This window comes from Streptomyces sp. SID3212, from assembly GCF_009865405.1.
GTDB lineage: Bacteria > Actinomycetota > Actinomycetes > Streptomycetales > Streptomycetaceae > Streptomyces.
In genome coordinates, this window is the sequence record NZ_WWJY01000272.1 from 1 (window position 1) to 21899 (window position 21899).

A 21899-nucleotide genomic window follows, 5' to 3' on the forward strand; every position below is an offset into this window, starting at 1 on the left:
CCGCGACGCCGGCCCGACCCACGGCGCTCGCCGCACCCCGGCCGGCGACCCCGCCCACAGCCCCGTCCACGCCCCCGGGCGACACAGATCACCACCCGCGCCACTACATTGCGTCGAGACAACTGGGTAACCTCAGCACGAACCGATTAAGTTACTGCTTAGTACGAGTGCGCGTGCTGGATCAGTACCCGTACCGACCTTCCACCCTCGCAGGCCCGAGGAGCCCCCACATGCAACTCGCCGCGATCATCGTGTCGCTGGTACTCGGCGTCGTCGGCGTGGCGCTGTTCGCCCGAGCCATCGCGCAGATCTACCGCTTCGTGCGCCTCGGCCAGGACGTCCCCGCGGGCACCCGGACCGACGCGCCGAAGCAGCGCACCCTGACGGTCGCCAAGGAGTTCCTCGGCCACACGCGGATGAACCGGTGGGGTGTCGTCGGCGTCGCGCACTGGTTCGTGGCCGTCGGGTTCTTCTCGCTCGTCCTGACGCTCGTCAACGCCTTCGGACAGCTCTTCCAGGCCGACTGGCTGCTGCCGGTGATCGGCGACTGGACTCCGTACGAGGTGTTCGTCGAGCTGATCGGCGCGCTGACGACCCTGGGCATCCTGACGCTGATCGTCGTCCGCCAGCTGTCCCTGCCGACCCGCGCGGGCCGCAAGTCCCGCTTCGCGGGCTCGAACTTCGGCCAGGCGTACTTCGTGGAAGCCGTGATCCTCGTCATCGGGGTGGCCATCCTGCTGCTGCGCGGCCTGGAGGGCGCGCTGCACCACGCGGACGGCTATCAGGCCGCGTACGTCATCTCGTACCCCCTGGTCGCGGCCTTCAAGGGACTGAGTCTCACCACCCTCCAGAACCTGGTCTACCTGATCGCGATGATCAAGATCGGGACGTCCTTCGTCTGGATGATCACGGTCGCGCTCAAGACCGACATGGGCGTCGCCTGGCACCGCTTCCTGGCCTTCCCGAACATCTGGTTCAAGCGCGACGCGGCCGGCGGCACGGCGCTCGGCGCCCTGCTCCCGATGACGAGCGGCGGCAAGGAGATCGACTTCGAGGAGCCCGGCGACGACGACGTCTTCGGCGTCTCCCAGATCGAGCACTTCTCCTGGAAGGGCCTCCTCGACTTCTCGACGTGCACGGAGTGCGGTCGCTGCCAGTCGCAGTGCCCGGCCTGGAACACGGGCAAGCCCCTCTCCCCCAAGCTGCTGATCATGTCGCTGCGCGACCACGCGCACGCCAAGGCGCCGTACCTGCTCGCTGGCGGCGGCAAGACGATGGAGGGCGAGGAGAAGGCGACGGCGGAGCAGTTGGCCGGGGTGCCGGCCGCCGCGCTCGCCGAGGCCGAACGGCCCCTGATCGGGACGCTGGAGGAGAACGGGGTCATCGACCCGGACGTGCTGTGGTCGTGCACGACGTGCGGCGCGTGTGTCGAGCAGTGCCCCGTCGACATCGAGCACGTCGACCACATCCTCGACATGCGCCGCTACCAGGTGATGATCGAGAGCGCGTTCCCGAGCGAGGCCGGGACGATGCTCAAGAACCTGGAGAAGAAGGGCAATCCGTGGGGGTTGCAGAAGAAGCAGCGGCTGGAGTGGACGAAGGAGGTCGACTTCGAGGTACCGGTCGTCGGCCAGGACGTCGAGGACCTGTCGGAGGTCGACTACCTGTACTGGGTGGGGTGCGCGGGCGCGCTGGAGGACCGGGCGAAGAAGACCACCAAGGCCTTCGCGGAGCTGCTGAACATCGCGGGTGTGAAGTTCGCGATCATGGGCGGCGACGAGAAGTGCACGGGTGACTCGGCGCGGCGCCTGGGCAACGAGCCGCTGTTCCAGCAACTGGGCCAGGAGAACGTGGCGTTGCTGAACATGGCGTTCGGCGAGGACGACGAGGACGCCACGACGCGCAAGCCGAGGTCGGCGAAGCGGATCGTGGCCACCTGCCCGCACTGCTTCAACACGATCGCGAACGAATACCCCCAGCTGGGCGGGGAGTTCGAGGTCATCCACCACACGCAGCTGCTGCAACACCTGGTGGACGAGGGCAAGTTGGTGCCCGTGACGCCGGTCGAGGGTCTGATCACGTACCACGACCCCTGCTACCTCGGCCGTCACAACAAGATCTACACCCCGCCGCGCGAGATCATCGCGAGCGTGCCGGGCCTGCGCAGCGAGGAGATGCACCGTCACAAGGAGCGGGGCTTCTGCTGCGGCGCGGGCGGGGCGCGGATGTGGATGGAGGAGCGGATCGGCAAGCGCGTCAACAACGAGCGGGTGGACGAGGCGCTTTCGCTGAACCCGGACATCGTGTCGACGGCGTGCCCGTTCTGCCTGGTGATGCTGACGGACTCGGTGAACGGGAAGAAGAACGAGGGCGCGGCGAAGGAATCGATCCAGGTGGTGGATGTGGCGCAGCTGCTGCTGGATTCGGTACGGGTGCCGGCGGGGACGGCGCCGGCGGCGTCACCGGACGCCACACCTGACCCCACCCCGGACCCCACACCTGAACCGGCCCCGTCACCTCAGCCGGAGGCCAACCCGAACCCGAACCCGAAGCCAAACCCGAACTCGAAGCCGAAGCCGGAACCGACCCAGGACGAGGCCCCGGTCCAGTAGCGGACCCGGCGGGGGTGGCCCTTACCGGGGCTGCCCTTACGGGGGTGGCCCCTAGGGGATGTCACAGCTCAGCAGCAAACCCCGCCCGGTCCCGTACCGCGTCGGTCGTACGGCCCAGGAGCGGGTACGTTCGATGACGTGGCTGGATTCAGGATCGGACGCGGCCGGGACAACCGCACCTCGCGACAACAACCGCAGCGGCAGCAGCAGCAACAGCAGCCGTACGGACGGCAGGCGCCGCCCCCGAGCTACGGGGGCGGCGGCCAACCCGCTCCTCCGTACGGGCAGCCGCCACGCCCTCCGCAGCAGCAGTGGCCGCCCACGGGCGGTGGACAGCAGTACGGCGGCGGGCAGCAGTACGGCGGTGGACACGGCGGCCCCGCCCAGGGCGGCGGCGCGCACGGCGAACCGGAGTACTTCGGCGACCCGTACGGCCAGCAGCATCAGGGCCAGGGGGGCGGCCAGGGAGCCGACCCGTACGCCAACAACCCGGGCCACACGCAGGTGTTCAGCGTGAACGAGGACCCGTACGGCGACGGCGCGACGTACCACGCCGGCGCCGCGGCGGCCCCCTCGGGCCCGCGGCTGCCCTGGAAGGACCTGCTGAGCGGCATCGTGCTGCGCCCGGCCCAGACCTTCCTCCAGATGCGGGACTACCCGGTGTGGGGCCCGGCCCTGACGGTGACGTTCGTCTACGGCCTGCTGGCGCTCTTCGGCTTCGGCACGGCCCGCGAGGACACGATCGACGCGACGCTCTCCACGGCCGTCCCGTACGTCCTGGTGACCGGCGTGACCTTCGTCATCGGCGGCCTGATCCTGGGCGTGGTGACGCACACCATGGCCCGCCAGCTGGGCGGCGACGGCGCCTGGCAGCCGACCGTGGGCCTGTCGATGCTGATCATGTCGATCACGGACGCCCCGCGCCTGATCTTCGGCGTCTTCCTGGGCGGCGGGAACTCCCTGGTCCAGATCCTCGGCTGGGTGACCTGGATCGCGGCGGGCTTCCTCTTCACGACGATGGTGAGCAAGAGCCACGACCTGCCGTGGCCGAAGGCACTGGGAGCGTCGGCGATCCAGCTGATCGCGCTGCTGTCACTGCTGAAGCTGGGCACGCTGTAAAGGCTGCCCAAGGTCCTGGCCCAAGGCCTCACCGGACCCTTACCGGACGTCGACGAAGTCACCGGCGGCGCTGACCGCCGGGGTGGTCGCCGTACCCGCGAAGCTGTAGCGGAAGTAGCCGTCGGTGGAGGCGGCGACGGTCGTCCTGAGGGCGCCCGTGGAGTTGGACCTGACCGTCTTCACCGTGGTGTACGCGCTGCTGTTCTTCTTGCGGAACTGGAGCTTGACCGGCTGATTCGTATAGCCGTGGTACTTGTTGTCGTCCCAGTTGGCGCGGGAGAGCTTGCCGGTGATCGTGACGGTCCTGCCCTTCTTCACGGGCTCGGGCGCGGCGTTGACCGTCAGCTTCGAGTAGCGCTGGATCTTGAACGTGGTGGCCGCGTCCCGGTGGATGTAGTCGGCGTCGTGGGCGGATACGAGCGTGCCGAGCTTCCAGGTGGCCGCCGCGCTGTTCCCGACGAACCCGGTCGACGCCTGGGGGTCGAAGGTGAGCGTGCCGGAGCAGGTCGACGTCGTGGCGCTCACCTTGACGCACGAGATCTCGTCGTCCCAGATCTGCGCGTAGTTCGGCTTCGGGCCGTAGGCGCTGATGTACGTGGTCTCGGCGATGCCGGAATCGTCGGACGCGGTCACGGAGACCTTGGCGGACACCACGTGGGTGGTACCGACCACGACCGGCTTGCCGCCGTTGACGACGACCTTGTCGATCGTGATGTTGCCGCTGCCGCCGTCCTCCGCCTGGGCGGCGGTGGCACTGACCGCCGTGGCGACGAGCGCGAGGCCGGTGCCGAGCAGGGCGAGGCGGGTGGTACTGACGCGCATGAACCTTCCCCCCAGGAAGTTCTCGATCTGATCGGGGAAGCGTACGACGGAGGCCACCCACGACTATCGGACGGGTGGCAGAACACTCCAGGGAAAGTCGATCCAGTGGTCGGTACGCTTCCAGACGTACTCACACTTCACGAGCGACTGGGACTTCTCGTAGACGACGGCGCTGCGCACCTCGGCCACCCGGCCGGCACAGAAATCCCGGACGAGCTTGAGCGTCCTGCCGCTGTCGGCGACGTCGTCGGCGATCAGGACCCGCTTGTCCGTGAAGTCGATGAGGTCGGGGACGGGCGCGAGCATGACCGGCATCGGCAGGGTCGTACCCACGCCGGTGTAGAACTCGACGTTGACGAGCGAGAGGTTCTTGCAGTCGAGGGCATAGGCGAGCCCGCCGGCGAGGAACACACCGCCGCGGGCGATGCCGAGGATGACGTCGGGCCGGTAGCCGTCGTCGGCGACGGCTTGGGCGAGCTGCCGCACGGCGAGCCCGAATTCCTCATAGGAAAGCGACGCACGCAAACTCACGAGGACACTCCCACCATGCTCACACCTGAGTGCGATGAAAGTTGAGGAAGGACCGAGAGGCGGTAGGCCCACGCTGCCCCTGATAACGGGAGCCGTACCGCTCGGAACCGTACGGGAACTCGGCCGGCGAGCTGAGCCGGAACAGGCACAGCTGCCCGATCTTCATGCCGGGCCAGAGCTTGATGGGGAGAGTGGCGAGATTGGACAGCTCAAGCGTGACATGCCCGGAAAATCCAGGATCGATGAATCCGGCGGTGGAATGGGTAACGAGCCCAAGCCGCCCGAGGCTGGACTTCCCCTCCAGCCGGGAGGCGATGTCGTCGGGCAGCGAGATGACCTCGTACGACGAGGCCAGCACGAACTCCCCGGGGTGCAGGATGAACGCCTCATCGCCGTCCGGCTCCACCTGGCGCGTCAGATCGCTCTGCTCGACGGCGGGGTCGATGTGGGGATAGCGATGGTTCTCGAACACCCGGAAGTACCGGTCGAGCCGCACGTCGATGCTCGACGGCTGCACCATCGATGCGTCGTACGGTTCGACACGTACGCGTCCGGAGTCGAGCTCGGCCCGGATGTCCTTGTCAGAGAGAAGCACGCCCCGAGGATACGCAAGGAGCACGAGCCACCCGCAATCGGCCAACGCGCACTCCGAGCGCCCCGATACCCCGAAAAACCCAAAACCCCTAGAAAGCGCCCCCGGCTACGGCGTCCGCGTCCACCGCTCCCACCACCGGCACGGCATGCCGCAACCGAGCACACCGCGGACACCGAATGAGCCGCCCGGGCCCGATGCGCCCGGCATCGAGCTGCTGCATCGGAAAGCTCGACGTACGGAACACATGCCCCTCGGCACAGCGAACAACAGGGCGCTCGATCAGATCCATGAGGTCCTTTCCCAACAAACGCGGACAAAGCCCCACACTAGAGGATCAAAACCACACCCCCACCCCGGCACTCCGCCCCCGAACACAAACAGGACCCACGACGAAAACACGCCCGGGTCCCACGATGGGGTAGAGTATCCGACGATGCGAGGCCAACAAACGCCCCGCTCGGCGGGTGTAGTTTAATGGTAGAACATGAGCTTCCCAAGCTCAGAGCGCGAGTTCGATTCTCGTCACCCGCTCCACACAAAGCCCCAGGCCAAGAGGCCAGGGGCTTCTTTAATTGTCTAGACCACTTGTTGCCGAACCCTTCCGGCGTCGGCCGCGTCGAGGCCGATGATCCTGGAAAACTGCATCCATGACGCTGTCCTTCCAAACACCCATGAGTCCACTCCCAGTGGCGCCCTTACGCGGGGACGAGCCGATCACCGGACTCTCCGACACCTCGGTCGTCGACTTCTGGCGCTTCGCCATGCCGGACCTCAAGGTCAACAACACCCGGGGCGTGTTCGCCGAATTCCTCGTCCACCAAGCGGTCGGCTCCACTCGGCGCCGGGTGGAATGGGCCAGCCATGACGTGGAGACGAACGACGGCCTCCGCGTCGAAGTGAAAGCCGGCGCCTACCTCCAGGCATGGGAACAACACCGCCACTCCGACATCCGCTTCACCGGACTGCGCGCCCGCACCTGGAGCCCCACGACCGGATACTCCAACGAGAAGTCCTACAACGCACACGTCTACGTATTCGCCGTCCAAACCGCACGTGAACACGCCGACTACGACCCACTGGACACCGCCCAGTGGGAGTTCTACGTACTCCCCCGCCCAAAGCTGGAACGCCTTAACACGAACAGCCTCAGCCTGGCATCCGTACGCGCAGCCGCAGGCCAACCAGCCCACTTCCCAGACCTGGGAAGCCACATCCGGACCGCAGACCCCCGCCCGCCCGCACACGCGGTCGAGACAACCGGAACAACCTGACCCACCCCAGCCACCCCGCAACCATGAACGGCCCCCCAGAGGACGGGTGTTGTCAGTCCCGCAGCTCGCCCCAGTAGTCCGCAAGCATCTCCCCCGGCCACCCAGGCTCACGCACCTCGCCCCGTGGGCCCATCTCACGGAAGTACGGTGCGAGGTCGAAGACGGGGCTGCCGTCGATCGCGTCCAGGTCCGTAACGTGCAGGTCCAGGCCGTCGACCTTGAGGAGCCGGGGGAAGGACTGGGCCAGCTGGTTGGGCCGGCGGTGGTTGCGGTGAACGAAGGTCCCGGTGGCCGGCCACGCAGGGTTGTTGCGGGGACTGCGGGCGTGGAGCGCCACGTCGTCGGGGGACGCCTTATGGAAGTGCCAGACGACCACCAGGTGGGAGAACTCCTCCAGTCCCTGGACGACCTCGCCGGGGAAGTCCGGGTTCAGGCGGATGATGGCCGTCCCGGTCCAGTGGTCGTCGGTAGGCTCGGTGCGTCCGCCGACCACGGTCGCGATGGGCTTGATCTCCAGCGACTCCGACATACGATCCGCACTCCCCTTCAAGCCTCGGCGACGACGGCGTCAATCTACTCGGGCGAGATAGGCGGCGGCCCGCGCGTCCAGTTGGGCGACCGCCGGAATCCCCCGGCGCCGGTACGGAGAGACGAGATGGCGCATGTCGACGACCGCCTGCCGAGCGCGGCCGGAGTAGATGCCCTCCTCCATCGCGTCCAGGACACTGCCCCAGGTGGCGCACGCTTCCTCCACGCTGCCGTTCGCGATCTGCGTGGCGCCGAGGTATCCGAGCGTCACGGCGTGCGTACGGCGAAACGCCGTTCCACGCGCGCGGACGCTACGACGGAAATGCCGAATCGCCCCCTGCCGATCTCCGCAGTCCCTGAGTGTGCAGGCCGTTTCGTGGGCCAGAGACGCCTCTGCGAAGAAGAAGGTGCGGTGAGGTTCTCTGATCTCCTCGCTGGCCGAGGCAAGATCGTCCTCGGCTTTCAACAGAGCTTTCGCCGCCGCCTGCTTGCGTCCATTGGCGGCGAGACCGCGAGCGTGTACGACACCGAGCAGTGCCCGTTCCCTGGGCGTGGCCGCTGCGTAACGCTGTCCTGCCATCGAGGCGGTGGACAGGTCGAGGGCCTGTTCGTGGAATCCGAGGTCGATGGCCTGGTGCGCCATCGCACGCAGAATGTGACCGGTCAGAGGCGGGTTGTCGGCACGCGCGGCAAGCTTCACGGCCAACACGAAGTACCCCTGTGCAGTCGAGTGTTCGGCGTTGTCGAAGGCCATCCAGCCTGACAGGTAGGCGAGTTCGGCCGCCGCCGAGAACATGTCGCGCCGTACCCGCTCGTCCGGGAAGGTCCCTCGCAGGAAGCTCGCGACATCGGATTGCAAGTACTGGGCCAGGGCCCTGCGGCCGTGACCACCGCCGCGCTGCTGGTCCATCCGGGAGAAGGCGACGGTCAGTTCCTGGACCGTGGTCACGTCACCCCGTACAACATGCTGCCGGCGGCCGGCAGTCGAAGGCGACGGCACTTCATCAGCCATGGCCTTCCACCAGCCCTCGCCGGGCAGCGTAAGGGAAGCCACCGAGTACACCGTCCCGGTCACAAGGTGTCTCCGGTCCGCGTCCAAGTCCGTTCTCCCCAGATCGGTCAGCGCGCTCAGCGGATCGACGCGCCACTCCAGCGCCCCCGACGCCGTCTTGTCGGTGGCGGAGAACCCGAGTTCTTCCGGTGTGACCGCACGCTTCAGACGGCGGGACAGCGCCTGACTCAAGATTAAGGGTGCCGCGCCCGACGGCCACGTCCCACCCACCCACATGCTGATGTGGGACCGGCCGATGCTCGTGTACTCCAGCAGCTTGTTCTCCACCGCGATCCGGTTGAACGCACTCGCCGTCTGCGCCCGCGACCAGCCAGCTTCCGCGAGAAGTGCGGCAAGCCGCTCGTTGCGTTCGCGCGCCACGATCCACCACCCCCACTGCCGGGACGATCTTTGACCACTTTGATCGAGCTGCCCTGCGGCCGGCCCTCTGCCCCGCAGTGCAAATCAACGTAGCCCCCGATGCAGACGCTCTTCACACGAACAGCCGGAAACCACCCGCGTTCCGGGCCTCAACGGCAAACGATCTTTGACCACTTTGACCACCTCGAACACCTTGACCGCATACCCAGCACGGCCTGATCGCGGTTCGCTCTATGTGTCCATCAACCGCGCTCGAAAAAGGAGTTGGCCTGACGCCATGACCTCCACGTCTCCCAGCCCCCGCCTGCGACCGATGTGCGTACACATCGCCGGAGACGCCGCTCTGGTCGCCGGAGTGCGCCGCACACTGCGGGGTGTCCTGACGGACTGGGGCGTCACGGAACTCGTCGAGGACATGGAGCTGATCGGCAGCGAACTCGTCGGGAACGCCGTGCGACACGGATCGGGGCTCGGCGTGGGAGTGCTACTGGCCGCACAGGACAACCTCGTACTGCTCGAGGTCTCGGACGGCACCGCCGGGCAACCAGCCGAGCGGCATGCCGACAACGAGGATGAAGACGGCCGTGGACTGCTGATCGTGCGGGCTCTGGCCAAGGACTACGGGTGGCGAGCGAACGATCGGGGCGGCACGACCATCTGGGCGACGTTGCCGCTCCCCACCCGAAGGGCAGGGTCATGAGGTCCCGGTTCGCCTATGAGTGCGTTGCGCTGCGCGAGATCACTGGCGGAGGTAGCGAGCCCTGCTGCCCACCCACCAGAACAACCAACAGACCGCCGTCTCGCCTGACCGAGCGGTGATTCAGCGTCCCGGCGCGGCAGCTCCCGCGCAGCCTTCGACCGCGTACGCGGGATACGGCGCCTCGCCGGGACGCCCCGACTGGAGCGAACTCCAATCCCGAGGGAGCATACGTGTCCGTATTATCTGACCACCCCGTACGACCTGACTACTCCGCCCTGCGCGTCGGCGTGCTCTACGGCGGTGACTCACCTGAGCGCGCGGGCTCGATCGTCTCCGGCGAGGCGGCCAGCAAGGCCCTGTCCGTACAAGGGGTACGTGCCGAGTTGATCGATCTCACTGGCCTGGATCTGGCCGCGCTGTCCGGTCGGATCGATGTGGCGCTGCTGGCCGCGCACGGACTGGGCGGCGAGGACGGCAAGGTGCAGGGGGCTCTGGATCTGCTGGGCATCCCCTACACCGGATCGGGGGTCCTGGCATCGGCGACCGGTATGCACAAGGTCCGGTTCAAGGAACTGATGCAGTCCAACCTGGTCGACACCCCGAGCTGGGTGGACATCTCACCCTCGTGGTCCATCGACACCGCCATCTCCACGGCGTCGATGTCGCTGGGCTATCCCCTCTTCCTCAAGCCGGTTTCCGGGGGCGGCAGCCTCGCGGCCGGCATCGCTCGCGACAGCACCGAGCTGCGCGACCTGCTGAGCCAGGCCCGGGAACGCCCGTACGACGGGTACTTGATCGAGGAGTACGTCCCCGGTACGCCCTGCTCGGTCGGCGTCCTGGAGACGGAAGGGGAACTGCACACCCTGCCGGTCCACTCGGTCGAGACAGACCGTCCGTTCTACGACTACGAGGCCAAGCACGACCTGGCGCTCCGGCGAGAGCAGTGCCCGGCCCTGATCCCCGATCTGATGTCAACGCGTCTGAGGCAACTCGCGCTGCGTGCGCACCGGCGAATCGGCGCGCACGGTGTCTCCCGCGTCGACTTCCTTCTGTCGCCTGACGGGCGAACCCCGATGCTGGAGATCAACACGGTGCCGGGCCTCTCGCCCAGCGGCAACCTCGCCACGATGGCAGCCGCGGCCGGCATCCCGTACGAGGAACTGATCCTGCGCGTGTTGGACACCGCGTTCACGAAGCCCGCGTACGTGCCGTAGCAGACTGTGGGGCCATGACTGGCTCCCGGTTGATCCATCGTGTCCCGTACTACTCGCAGTGGGAATCCGCCGCTCTGGTGCCCGAGTTCATCACCGGCATCAGAGCGGCGGCCGACGACCCGCTGTGGCCCAAGTCAGGGGCCGACTCCCCTGAGGAGTACGCCTTCTGGGCCCCGCGCATGTGCGGGATGGCCTGCCTGCGCATGGCCCTGGACCACTGGGGACACGAGGTCCCGCCCTCGGTCCCTCTGCTGCGCGAAGCACTGGAAGCGGGCGCGTACGTACAGACCGAGGAGCAGGTCAAGGGACTGATCTACGCTCCCTTCGCCCGCTGGGTCACGTGCCGCTGGGACCTGTACGCGGAGGTACGGCCCGAGTTGGCGGCGACCGAAATCGCCAAGCAGATCGCCCGGGGGCACGTGGTCCTGCTCTCGGTCCACAAGTCCATCCGAACCCTCGATCCGGCACCGCCCCAGCGCGGCGGCCACCTGGTCCTCGCCGTGGGCACCAACCCCGACGGGGTCTTCCTGCACAACCCCTCCGGACTCCCCGGACTGTCCCAGGAGTTCCACCACGTCCCCTGGACGGACCTCGACCGGTTCTTCGCCGGCCGTGGAGTTGTCCTGGGCCCCCACGCGCAAGGAGCCACCCTCCAGTGATCCCCCTGACTCTCGCCAAGATCACCGAGGCGACCGCCGGCACCCTCCACCACGTCGCACATGCCAACGTGCTGGTCACCGGCCCGCTGTCTTTCGACTCCCGCCACATCGCGCCCGGCGGCCTCTTCGCCTGCCTGACCGGTCGCACTCTCGACGGACACGACTTCGCTAAACAGGCAGTACGAGACGGCGGCGTGGCCGTGCTCGCCACCCGCCCGACCCCTGCGCCGACCCTGGTCGTTGCCGACGTCCTGGACGCGATGGGCCGGATCGCGCGGGCCATCGCCACCCACTACACCGGCACAGTCATCGCACTGACCGGATCAGCGGGCAAAACCAGTACGAAGGACATCCTCGAAAGCGTCCTCACACTGGACGGACCCACGATCGCCAACGAGAGGTCGTTCAACAACGAGATCGGCTTCCCCGTCACCGTGAGCAGGGTGATGCCCGACAGCCGCTACCTCGTCCTGGAGATGGGCGCCCGCGGCAAGGGACACATCGAGAAGCTGTGCGACCTGGTCCGCCCGAGCATCGCCACCGTGCTCGGCGTCGGCTCGGCCCACATCGGGGAGTTCGGCAGCACGCAGGCGATCGCCGACGCCAAAGCCGAGATCGTCCGCGCCCTCCCCCAGCACGGCGTCGCCGTCCTCAACGGGGATGACCCGCTCGTAGCCGCCATGGCCCAGCAGACGCAGGCCCGAGTCATCACCTTCGGCACCACGGCCGACTGCGACGTCCAGGCCCTCGACATCACCGTGGAACAAGGCCGCCCCGCCTTCACCCTCCGCCACGGCACCAGCGAGGCCCGCGTCACCCTTCGCGTCCACGGCCGGCACAACACGATCAACGCCCTCGCCGCAGCCGCCACCGCCATCGCCGCCGGAGTCCCGTTCCCCCGCATCGTCGCCAGCCTCCAGGACGCCGGACTCTCGTCGGGAGGCCGCATGGAAATCCTCGAACGCCCCGACGGCGTCACCATCATCAACGACGCCTTCAACGCCTCACCCGAATCCGTCATTGCCGCACTCATCGCCCTCTCGGACATCGCCGGAACGGAACGCCGAAAGATCGCGGTCCTTGGCGAAATGGCCGAACTCGGCCCCGAGACGGAGGCATGGCACGAAAAAATCGCCACAGAAGTCCTGGCTTCCGACATCGCCCTGACCATCGGCATCGGGGGCGAACACGCCACCCGGCTGACCGCCGCGATCGTCGAGGGCGGTGGAAAGGCCACCAAAACCGACCGCAACCCCGCCCTGCCCCAACACATCAACACCCTGCTGAAGCCCGGCGACGTCGTACTGATCAAGGGCGCCAATGCACTGGGCTTGGAACAAACAGCCCGAGAGCTGGCCAGCCTGCAGACAGACGAAACGAGAAGCGACTTGGAGGGGACGGTCGTGCAGGAGGGCACCTGACCCCCCGTCGGTGCGCCACACGGAACAAGGAAACCTGGCGTATTGCCATGCGAAAGCCAGAGTTGAAGGAGTCGCCCGAGGAGGAATACAGCTACGAGGCGCCGCGCTCCACTATCGCCACGCGCAGCCGGGCGTACGACGTCGCCCAGCACAAGCAGGCAGCGATGCCGAGCAACTGTTCGCACCCGAGCGGCCGAACCTGAGCCCGACGGCCAGGAGCCGGAGATCGGGCCTTAGGAGGCGATCGACATGAAGGCGCTGCGGGCCGCAGCACCGGGGTGGCCAGTGGCGAGGTTGCCGCCGACCATGCTGTAGCCAGGACGCCGATGACGTGCACCCGGAACCCAGGAGCGACCAGCTGGCACACTCCCGTAGCCGGGCTCGTACCGGCAGTAGGGCGGCGGCGCGGTCCAGCTGCGCGCCTGGACTGCGATCTTGGTGACCTCGCGAGCCTCCCGGCGTACCCGACCACCGTGGCCGCCGCCTGTTCGCCTGGGGCAGCGTGCCGCCCCACAGGAGATGCCGGCGCCGAGGCGGCCTGTTTCAGTGGTGTTCGGGCTCGGGACGGTACCGGGAACGCGATGCCCCCGCCGGTACTCAGGCAGAAAGGGGACGCCCAGGGCGTTCTCAGTCACTCACCGGCCTGTTTCGGTATCGGGTCACGGTGCGGAAGGTCTTTGCGTAAGAGCCTGAGGACGTCCTTGCCTGGCCAGTACGGTGTCCCTCCGTGACCGAGGAGGGGGGCGTGGATGACGACGTCATTGCGTAAGGGGGAGAACGTTGCGCTGGCGAGGGGACAGGCGACGTTCAGCGTTGGGGCGGTTGGGTTCGCGGTAGACGTTTCCGCGTTGCTGCTGGGGCCGCAGGGGAAGGTGCGCAGCGACGACGATTTGGTCTTCTACAATCACCCCGTCCAGGATGGGGTGGGCGTGAGCGGTATGACCGTCACGGCTGACCTGATGCGGATTCCCCCCGGGGTGGCAACTGTGGCGCTTGTCGCGAGCGTCGACCCGACACAGCCGGGGGCGGTCTTTACGACCGCGCCACGTCTGACTGTCACCCAGCCGGGCTCGGAGGCGCGGGACTTCATGGCGCCGACTTTCACCGCAGGGGAGACTGTCATCGTCCTGGGCGAGCTTTACCGCCGTGACGGGGGCTGGAAAGTGCGGGCTGTGGGGCAGGGGTACGCGTCCGGGTTGGCAGGTCTGGCCACCGACTACGGGGTCGACATCGATCCCGGCCCGGCCACGGCACCATCAGGCGCTGTGGTCGTAGTGCCGGTACAGGCGCGGTCCACGCCGTCAGCGGCCTCGGTGAACCTGACCAAAGTGGAGAAGCAGGCCCCCGCGCTGCTGGTGCCGGCGCGTCAGGCCGGACAGGCTTTGGTGGACAAGGGAATCGCGGGCAGCAGGGCTGCGGTGTATTTGGTCCTCGACCACGACTGGCAGATGGAAGAGCTCTACGAGTCCTTCGCCGTTCAGTCGTTCGCTGAAAGGGTGCTGGCGCTGTCGGCGAATCTGGACGACGACGGCACCGTGCCGGTGATCTTCTCGAGCGGGCGCGAGCCGTTCCTCGAGGAGATCCGTCTGGACAACTACCGCGGCCGCATCGGGCAGCTCCACACACAAGTCGACTGGGGCTCTGGCGACGTCGTACACGCCATGCGCAAGGTCGTGACCCACTACCAGGAGTCCGGAGCCTCTGATCCGGCTTTCGCGATCGTCCAGGTCGGCGACGAACCCTGGGACAAATCCGAAGTACGTTCTCTGCTGCAGAACACCGCCACGCTCGGGATGTTCTGGCTCTTCGTCGGCTTCGGCCGCGGCAAGCTTGCCTTCTACAAGAACCTCAACGCATCCGCCTCGGCCCGCTTCACGAACGTCGCCTTCTACGACGCGAGCAAGAACCCAGGCTCCGTTCCGGGCGACAGGTTCTACAACGCCTTGGTCGACGCCTTCGGCACCTGGATGCGCACGCAATAGGCCGAGCCGCTCGTTAGCCTGGTTGTGCGTGCTGCCGTACGGCAGCACGCACACAGTCTGACAATCCCGAGAAGACGTCTTGGTGTCACGCCGGGGACCGATGTTTACTGGCTGAACCGACTCGGGCGTTCGAGACGAGTCGGGTGCTACGGATCAATTCTGCTGTCATGGGCGACCGGGCTGCGTTGCTTTCTGACCAGTTTGGAATGGGGGTTGCCTTTTCTCACCCCAACGGTCCGTTCCGGACGGCCAGCCTAGTGTTTTGTACGAGCTTTGGCGCGCTGAGCGAAGAGGCGTGCCCCGGTGCTGTTCATACGCCAGCGTGCAAATTCGATACTGACGCGGAATTTTGCTGCGACGGCCTCGTCGGAGACGTTGCGGTAGGCCATTCGGCGAGCGGCCTCGGTCGGGAGGAGAAGTTCGCCGGAAAGCTCAGCCGCTTCGTCCTCTTGGTTTCGGTCACTTTCCCGGCACTCGCCCCCTGATGTGCGAAGCAGGGTGGTGAAAGCGTGATCGAGAAGGATGTGTGACATCTCATGGGCAAGGGTTGATGCCCTGCGGGGCCGCTCATGTCCAGAATTCTCCACAATGATCCTCCCATTTCCCCAGGGAAGCACAGCGGCGGAGAAGACATCAGGACTCACCTTGGTGAAGTGGTGCAAGGCATCCGCCAGCTTAGGTTCTGATGCGGCGAGATCATGCAGGGAGAAAACCTGGATCCCGTAGAGGGTAGCCAGCAGGAGAGGGTCCATGGCTTCGTGTGCACTGATGCCCAGTTCGTCCCGGACGTCGAGTGACAGACGCTTTGCCTCTGCCTTGAATCCCCTGCGCATCTACGCCCCCGTGCCCGTGGGCAGAGCTTTGACTCGGCGGACGGTTGCCTGGATTACCGCCTCCAAGTAAGCGACATCTTCAGGCGCGAGGTCTCTACGGGCGCGGAGCAGCGGACCGATCTGGGCAACTAGCTCTGGTTCCTCCCGATTTGGGCGGTCTTCACCAACTGCCGTGAACTGCTCGGCAGGCACCCCGAGCCACTGCACGAGGGTGATGAAGGCGTCCACGTCCGGACGTAGACCGTTCGCCATCCTGGACAGCAGGGACGGGCTCACTTCGAGCTCCTTGGCCAACTGTCGCCAGGAGAGCCCTCGGGCCACGCGTTGGGCATCGAGCGCTCCATAGAGTCCCTCCACGTTGATCTGGTCCTTGGCCATGCCGCTCCCTCCGATCAAAGCGATCTATTTTCGTGACACTGATTGACTATCACAACACTAGTGATCTACTCTCGACACATCATCTCGACTTCGAGATGCAACACTACTCGGAAGGAACCCCATGCCCAAGAAGACATCAAGCACTGGCTCCACCGGCGGCGGACGCGGGCGCAGCGCGATCACCGGCAAGTTCGTGAAGCAAGCGACCGTCAAGCGCCACCCGAAGACGACGGTCACCGAGTCCACCAAGAAGAAGAAGTAGGTGTGCGGACGAACGTCCGCACACCTTTAACCCAGCGAGGGGGCCGGCCAGGATCCCTGCCCGGCCCCACCCCTCGTACGGGTACGTCCAGGGCATACCGACGGCGGAGAGTTGTTTTATCCGCCGTGATGTCATGGTCGCGGCCAGCTTGCCTGTCTCGAGCCAGGCTCCACACGATTCTGAACCTTACTGAGTGATGTCAGCGATCTCGCCTGGCAACCAGGTGTCGGCACCAGCCTGGCCAGGAAGTACGGACCCGCCGCTGAAGGCCGACGAACGGGCAGGATGATCCGTGGGGCAAAAGAACTGCGGCAGGGCAAAAACCCTGGCAGGATAGACATCTAGCGTAATCGATCTTCACGGGGGAAAGATGATGGGCGGGGCCCCTTCAACTATTGCTCAACTGGCACTTATTGTGGCTGTGGTTCTCCCTGGCGTCACATACCAGCTTGTATGCGAAGGGCAACGTGGACCGTCCCCGAGCGAAAAAGACTTGGCCGAGAGAGTCCTAAGAGCCCTGACTGCTTCCGTCGCGCTGGACTCGCTCTACGCCTTGCTTCTAGCACCTTGGGTGGTACAGCTGGCGGAAAATCGTCTGCATATCACAAAAGATCCGTCTCAAGTGCGACTGACAGCGCTGCTGTGCCTACTCCTGATATTCGTCGTCCCAGCAATTACCGCCTGGATCGTTTCTTGGTTTGAGCAGCACAATCGGCAAGGCAGCTATCAAAAGAACACCGCCAGCGCGTGGGATCAACTCTTTCAAAACTGTCCAGCCTCCTTTGTTCGAGCCCGCTTGAAGGACGGCGTTTGGGTCGGAGGTTGGTATGGAGATAACTCCTTCGCCACAGGATATCCGCGCCCGCCCGAAATTCTATTGGAATTGTGTTGGCGCATGAGCCCTGATGGCGCCTTTATCGGGCCAGTTGATGGGACCAGGGGCTTGTTCATAAATGGTGCAGACATTGACATTCTCGAAATAATAGAAAATTCCAACTAGGAGACAAGATGGTCAAGAAAAATGAAAAGAAGAACCCAAAATCCGGCAAAATCATAAAAGTGACGAAAAATAGCTCTAGTGAGTTTAAGGGGGGATATAAGCCATCTCAAAGTGCACGTCCAGGCAACCCTCCTTCTGGTCCCGCTGGCGCCTCCTCGGCAAATGGCGGCAACAGCGGGGGAACAGGCGGGGCAGGTACCCCCAGCTCGGGATCATCGAGCTGAGCGTCCGGTCGTCCGCGGCTGAGTAAGTGCACAGTTTGCGTGCAGAGTTTCCCCAGATGCGGTTGAGCTTGGCGGAGAAGACTCAAACAATCTTCTCCGCCAAGCTCAACTTTGAGGCGAGCGAGGTTTCCTGTCGGCCCGCCGACGATGCCCATCACGACGTCCAGCGCATGCCGATCTAGGACAGCCGCTCCATCCGTTCCGGTGTCAGCGACGCAGCCCTGCTCATTGGACGCTGACCCATGCTCCGAGGCGGAACTGGAGTTCCGCTCGTCTCTGGAGAGCACGGTCTCGATCCACTTCCGGGGCAGCTGGAGGTGTCCTTCGCGCTCGTAGTACTGCCGGGCGCCAGCCAAGTTGGCGCCCCACTTGTCGCCCTGCGTACGACGCATCGCCGACTTCCCCTCCTCGGCTGCAGGCATGATCCCCAGAACGTGCTCGCGCATCCGCTGTTGCCCGCCCGTGAGCTGGTCCCATCCGAACCGCACCGACGTCACCCACCGCCGCAGGACCTCACTCTGGCGCATGCCACGCCTGGAGCGACAGGCAGCGGGGCGCCGTCGTCAAGGTGCATGCGGACCAGGTGGAAGCACCGCCGCCAGGTGACAGGCCAGCTGGGGCACCAGGACGCATCGATCTCCTCCAGCTGCTCGCGCCGCCCCACCGGCATGGCGCCGGCCAACGACTCCACGGGCAGGACTTCGGCGCGCCGCCGCTCGTTCTCGCAGGTCAGGCGGCCTTCTGATGCCTCAGTTCCCAAGCTCAGAGCGCGAGTTCGATTCTCGTCACCCACTCCACGACGAAGGCCCTGGTCGGAGACCAGGGCCTTGTCTGCGGTCGACATCGCGCGACGCGAGACCCGCCACCGCAGTCTTCGGCTTCCACACATTCGTCGCTGCGCCCATCGCGAAGTCAGCGTCATTGAGGTGGTCAACACCAGGAACCCTGTTCATCCCGCCTGGGCCATCAGGGGCCCGGCTTGAAGAGCTCGAAGACGGGCAGGTGGCTCGCCCAATTGCTGCCAAACAAAGCCATGAGTATTAACACGGACCAGGCGGTTCCTACGGCAGCCATCGCCATGTCCGGCAGGCCGAGGAAGGCCAACCCGACAACGCCTCCAGCGATCAGCACAACTGCGGCGGCTACCCGTAGCAGCTCTCGGTCGTGGACCGGCTTCTTGCCCTCCAACAAAGGCTTGGGGAGGAGCGCTCCAATGCATCCGTCCACATACTGTTCGGCGATCGTCGCGACCAAGCCGGCGATCTCGCCAAGCGCTTCGGCCTGGGGGCTGTGATCCAGAGTAGCTTCCGCCTCGCGCAGCTTGGCCACCACCTGGCCAGCATGGGCCTTCAGCTCTCGCCGCCGGGGAGACAGGAAGGCGACTGTTCCCGAACGGCGATGCGCTCGCATCACGTTCCCTTCGAGACGGCGCAGCGCGGTCCCCACAGCGAAGAGCTTCTCCGGCCGCTGAGCGTGGCTGACGCCATGCGCTTCCGCGCAGGCTCGAATCGTTGCCCTGCACGCCGAGGTGAGCTGGTTGCGGACGAACGGAAGACCGGCGCCTCTCGTCTTCACACACAGTTTCATGAGCAGCGTGACCACGATGGCCCAGGCTGCAAGCCAGTGCCAATGTGACTCCCGCCCGCGGTAGAGACTCAGCACAATCACGAAGTACACGACCACGACGTACGCGAGCATGACCGCAGCAAGCATGAAGAAGAACCACGGGAGATCCGCTGCGGACGCATGTCTGAGAGCAACCTTCATTCGCGGTGGGATGGGCCACCATCCATATCCCAGCCGATCAAGGTCAACGCGAAGTTCAACTACCGACGCGTCGCCCCAGCCCCGTACACGCCGTCCCCACCGCGCCCGTAACGAGATGTTCAGACTCATGGCCGCGAGCATGCCACCTGGCACCGACAGTGGCGGTACGTCACTGGTGCCGACCGCAGGGCGCCATAGCCGAGCAGGAAGGAAGGACGTGCCACAGCGTGCCAGTAGGGGGAGTAAACAGCAGTCAACAGCAGGCAGGGAAAGACGCCACCCACTTTGCTGGTTGGACTCGTTTCCGCAGGTCAGGACCCAAATAGTGGCCCGAGCGCCAGGGGATTCCCAAGCTCAGAGCGCGAGTTCGATTCTCGTCACCCGCTCCGCGACGAAGGCCCAGGTCAAAGACCCGGGCCTTGTTTATTGTCTAGGCCGTTCCCTGCCTAACAAGCCTGGCGGTCGAACTGGCCGGCTAAGGTCGCCCGGTCAGAGACCGGACGTTCTCCAGCAAGGCGTGCAGCAAGAACGGCGGCTCCGTCAAAGCCGTTCGGGTCGTCTCCAGGTACGTTGCCGCGTTCTTCCCGTCCACGCCCTCGCCGGCACGAACGAGTTCCTGCCTGCGCTCCTCCCAGGTAGGCCAGTACTGGTCGAGGTGGGTCTCCAGCGTGTCCTCGAATACGGTGTATCGGCCAGTCGTGTCGTCGGCGGGCTGGGGACTGGGCGTCGCACCCAGGTATTGCAGAAGATTCGCGTTCTTGGTCCGGTTCTTCCGTCCCTGGCGCTCGAACTCCTCCTCCTTCTCCTGCCGCTGCTGCGGGATGAGGTGCTGCACCGATGCCCGCTTGCGCTCTTCCATGCCGGCGTCGCCGTCGAACACGACGTAGCAGGACACGCCCAGGGCGCTGAAGAGTGCGTCGGAGATCATGAGGTTGTCCTTCCCGTGCACCTCGATGACGCTGATGCCCTCCGCTCCGAGGTTGATCCCCGACCGGTCAGCGCAACCGGTGATCACTCCCGCGTCTCCGCGACCCTCGACCAGCACCACGGCATCGGCGAAGAAGCCCTCCGCCAGCGCACCGCTCAACGTGCCCTCGGTCCTGCTCCTGATCACCTTCTTGTCGACGAGTCCGTCCAAGGCTCTGCACAGGTCCCCTTCCGTGGCCTGTACCACTTCGGTGACGGGATGCTCCTCACCGGCAGCGCGGCGCAGGCGCCGAATCTGGTGGTAGCCCTTCGGATCGATGAAGACCGGGTTGTGAGTGGCGTACATGACCTGAGTACACCCCTGCGTTGAAGTGGCGACCAGCTCGCGGAGCACCTTCGCGAAGGTCCGCGCCTGAGGAGGGTGCTGGAACAGCTCGGGCTCCTCGATCGCCAGGCACAGCGTCCGCATTCCGTCGGCCGAACGCCTGCGGTCCGCCAGGTACTTCAACGCAGCAATGATCAAGGCTCGCTGGAAGCCGTGCCCTTGCCGGTGCACCGAGGTTTGAGCAGCACCGTCCCGGATACTCACCCGGAAGGTCGTTCGGGCGGGCCTCGGAGCCTGCGCCGTGGGGGTCACGACCACCTCACGTCCGGTGGTGAACTTGGCGACCTCCGCTGAGAGCGCGACGGACACCTCGTCCAGCAGAGGGCCGTACATCTTGCTGTGCACTTCCTGCCGGGCCAGATGAGCGTTCTCCTCGATCTCGCCGAGCTGCTCGTTTGCCTGTGAGCGGTCCACAGCGTGATCGAGAATGCGGCCGAGCGCAGTCGCCTTCTGGTCGTCGGCCTCCTCGTACGCCCGCAGGTCGGCGGAGACGAATACGAAGTCGATCAGCTGGGCGAGCCGGCTCTGCCCGGCGAAGCCGAAGAAGTGAGTGTCCTCGACCTCTGCCTCGGTGAGACGGTCGCGATTGGCCAACTCCCACGTACGCATCGCCTCCAAGACCTTGTCCTTGGTCCCGGCGGCCGACAGCCCCAGGCTCGTGTCGCTCTCCCTCAACTGGTCATACGCGCGACGCAGTTCCATTGCCTTCTCGCACTTGCGCACCTCCTCGAACGGCCCGTACGCGAGTGCCTTGCCCGTGATCTTGTCCTCACCGTTGTGCCAGGTGCGCCAGATACTCACGCTCGCGGCGCCGTCAGGCGCGTACCGCCCAAGAGTCTGGCGGTCGTGGTCGGTGAGTCCGTCGAACTCCACCTCCACGGAGATGCGACCGTCCTCGGCCGCAGAGTGGACGTCGTCGTCACTGAGGGCGACACCCTTCTCACCGTTGAAGAACCAGTCGAGCGCACGCAGCACGGTGGACTTGCCGACTCCCGTCGGCCCGATGAAGGAGGTGATGTCTTCGAAGGTCACGTCTACCTTGTGCAGACAGCAGAAGTTCTCGATGCGCACGCGCTTGATCTTCACGGTCGTCCTGGCGTTTGGTGCGGACGGGGACTTTGAGTCCCCGTGTGACGTTTGTGGACGCTAGCAGCGTCTCTGACGCCCAATCAGCCGATTTACTGAGATGACTGGTTTTTCGGATTGGAACGCCGTCGTCGATGTACGGTCGCGGTAG

At 65.7% G+C, this 21899-nt stretch carries 21 protein-coding genes and 1 tRNA gene; 12 read left to right on the forward strand and 10 right to left on the reverse strand.

Annotation, left to right across the window (positions count from 1 at the left end):
• Window positions 1-230: 230 nt before the first annotated feature.
• A complete protein-coding gene (locus GT042_RS08245; RefSeq protein WP_161308046.1) occupies window positions 231-2612 on the forward strand; it encodes a (Fe-S)-binding protein in 2382 nt (793 codons plus the stop codon).
• A gap of 138 nt (window positions 2613-2750) precedes the next feature.
• Window positions 2751-3731, forward strand: a complete 981-nt coding sequence (locus tag GT042_RS08250) for a Yip1 family protein (protein ID WP_161308047.1) — start codon at window positions 2751-2753, stop codon at window positions 3729-3731.
• Between the two features lie 39 nt (window positions 3732-3770).
• Here the strand turns inward: GT042_RS08250 and GT042_RS08255 are convergent, their stop codons facing one another.
• The 4 genes from GT042_RS08255 to GT042_RS38845 all read right to left on the reverse strand — a co-directional run bounded on the left by GT042_RS08255 (window position 3771) and on the right by GT042_RS38845 (window position 5968).
• Window positions 3771-4553, reverse strand: a complete 783-nt coding sequence (locus GT042_RS08255) for a calcium-binding protein (protein ID WP_161308048.1) — start codon at window positions 4551-4553, stop codon at window positions 3771-3773.
• A gap of 63 nt (window positions 4554-4616) precedes the next feature.
• Window positions 4617-5078, reverse strand: a complete 462-nt coding sequence (locus GT042_RS08260) for a phosphoribosyltransferase (RefSeq protein WP_202532515.1) — start codon at window positions 5076-5078, stop codon at window positions 4617-4619.
• Between the two features lie 25 nt (window positions 5079-5103).
• Entirely contained in the window at window positions 5104-5679 is a 576-nt protein-coding gene (gene dcd / locus GT042_RS08265) for a dCTP deaminase (protein WP_161308049.1), read from the reverse strand.
• A gap of 88 nt (window positions 5680-5767) precedes the next feature.
• Window positions 5768-5968, reverse strand: coding sequence for a hypothetical protein (locus GT042_RS38845; RefSeq protein ID WP_161308050.1), 201 nt, complete (start codon window positions 5966-5968; stop codon window positions 5768-5770).
• Window positions 5969-6139: 171 nt separating this feature from the next.
• On the opposite strand from GT042_RS38845, the gene GT042_RS08275 reads away from it, so the two are divergent.
• Both GT042_RS08275 and GT042_RS08280 read left to right on the forward strand, forming a co-directional pair.
• Window positions 6140-6213, forward strand: a tRNA-Gly gene (locus GT042_RS08275).
• 137 nt (window positions 6214-6350) lie between these two features.
• On the forward strand, window positions 6351-6950 hold the full coding sequence (locus GT042_RS08280) for a hypothetical protein (RefSeq protein ID WP_161308051.1): 600 nt from the start codon (window positions 6351-6353) through the stop codon (window positions 6948-6950).
• Between the two features lie 52 nt (window positions 6951-7002).
• Here GT042_RS08280 and GT042_RS08285 read toward each other — a convergent pair whose 3' ends face one another.
• The gene (locus GT042_RS08285) at window positions 7003-7479 is read right to left on the reverse strand and encodes an SAM-dependent methyltransferase (protein WP_161308052.1); all 477 of its coding nucleotides are present in this window, start codon (window positions 7477-7479) and stop codon (window positions 7003-7005) included.
• 39 nt (window positions 7480-7518) lie between these two features.
• Complete coding sequence (locus GT042_RS08290) at window positions 7519-8910, reverse strand: Tat pathway signal protein (protein ID WP_161308053.1); 1392 nt, start codon at window positions 8908-8910, stop codon at window positions 7519-7521.
• A 277-nt stretch (window positions 8911-9187) separates the two neighbouring features.
• On the opposite strand from GT042_RS08290, the gene GT042_RS08295 reads away from it, so the two are divergent.
• The 6 genes from GT042_RS08295 (at window position 9188) to GT042_RS08320 (ending at window position 14886) form a co-directional block, all read left to right on the forward strand.
• On the forward strand, window positions 9188-9610 hold the full coding sequence (locus GT042_RS08295; protein ID WP_161308054.1) for an ATP-binding protein: 423 nt from the start codon (window positions 9188-9190) through the stop codon (window positions 9608-9610).
• 230 nt (window positions 9611-9840) lie between these two features.
• On the forward strand, window positions 9841-10824 hold the full coding sequence (locus tag GT042_RS08300; protein ID WP_345943714.1) for a D-alanine--D-alanine ligase: 984 nt from the start codon (window positions 9841-9843) through the stop codon (window positions 10822-10824).
• A gap of 14 nt (window positions 10825-10838) precedes the next feature.
• On the forward strand, window positions 10839-11483 hold the full coding sequence (locus GT042_RS08305) for a C39 family peptidase (protein ID WP_161308055.1): 645 nt from the start codon (window positions 10839-10841) through the stop codon (window positions 11481-11483).
• The gene (gene murF / locus GT042_RS08310) at window positions 11480-12904 is read left to right on the forward strand and encodes a UDP-N-acetylmuramoyl-tripeptide--D-alanyl-D-alanine ligase (protein WP_161308056.1); all 1425 of its coding nucleotides are present in this window, start codon (window positions 11480-11482) and stop codon (window positions 12902-12904) included. The genes GT042_RS08305 and murF overlap by 4 nt, the downstream gene beginning before the upstream one ends.
• A 47-nt stretch (window positions 12905-12951) precedes the next feature.
• Window positions 12952-13107 (forward strand): hypothetical protein, encoded by a 156-nt coding sequence (locus GT042_RS08315; protein ID WP_161308057.1) that lies wholly within the window; start codon window positions 12952-12954, stop codon window positions 13105-13107.
• A 546-nt stretch (window positions 13108-13653) separates the two neighbouring features.
• Window positions 13654-14886, forward strand: coding sequence for a VWA domain-containing protein (locus tag GT042_RS08320; RefSeq protein WP_161308058.1), 1233 nt, complete (start codon window positions 13654-13656; stop codon window positions 14884-14886).
• Between the two features lie 254 nt (window positions 14887-15140).
• Here the strand turns inward: GT042_RS08320 and GT042_RS08325 are convergent, their stop codons facing one another.
• Together GT042_RS08325 and GT042_RS08330 are read right to left on the reverse strand one after the other, a co-directional pair.
• Entirely contained in the window at window positions 15141-15719 is a 579-nt protein-coding gene (locus GT042_RS08325) for an ImmA/IrrE family metallo-endopeptidase (RefSeq protein ID WP_161308059.1), read from the reverse strand.
• Window positions 15720-16097, reverse strand: a complete 378-nt coding sequence (locus GT042_RS08330) for a helix-turn-helix transcriptional regulator (protein ID WP_161308060.1) — start codon at window positions 16095-16097, stop codon at window positions 15720-15722.
• Window positions 16098-16218: 121 nt separating this feature from the next.
• Between GT042_RS08330 and GT042_RS38080 the strand changes: the two genes are divergently transcribed.
• Together GT042_RS38080 and GT042_RS08335 are read left to right on the forward strand one after the other, a co-directional pair.
• Entirely contained in the window at window positions 16219-16359 is a 141-nt protein-coding gene (locus GT042_RS38080; protein WP_202532511.1) for a hypothetical protein, read from the forward strand.
• Between the two features lie 373 nt (window positions 16360-16732).
• The gene (locus GT042_RS08335) at window positions 16733-17359 is read left to right on the forward strand and encodes a DUF6338 family protein (protein WP_161308074.1); all 627 of its coding nucleotides are present in this window, start codon (window positions 16733-16735) and stop codon (window positions 17357-17359) included.
• Between the two features lie 1190 nt (window positions 17360-18549).
• Here GT042_RS08335 and GT042_RS38855 read toward each other — a convergent pair.
• Both GT042_RS38855 and GT042_RS08345 read right to left on the reverse strand, forming a co-directional pair.
• Window positions 18550-19350, reverse strand: a complete 801-nt coding sequence (locus GT042_RS38855) for a hypothetical protein (protein ID WP_237530577.1) — start codon at window positions 19348-19350, stop codon at window positions 18550-18552.
• A 475-nt stretch (window positions 19351-19825) separates the two neighbouring features.
• A complete protein-coding gene (locus GT042_RS08345; protein WP_161308061.1) occupies window positions 19826-21748 on the reverse strand; it encodes an ATP-dependent endonuclease in 1923 nt (640 codons plus the stop codon).
• Between the last annotated feature and the right edge of the window lie 151 nt (window positions 21749-21899).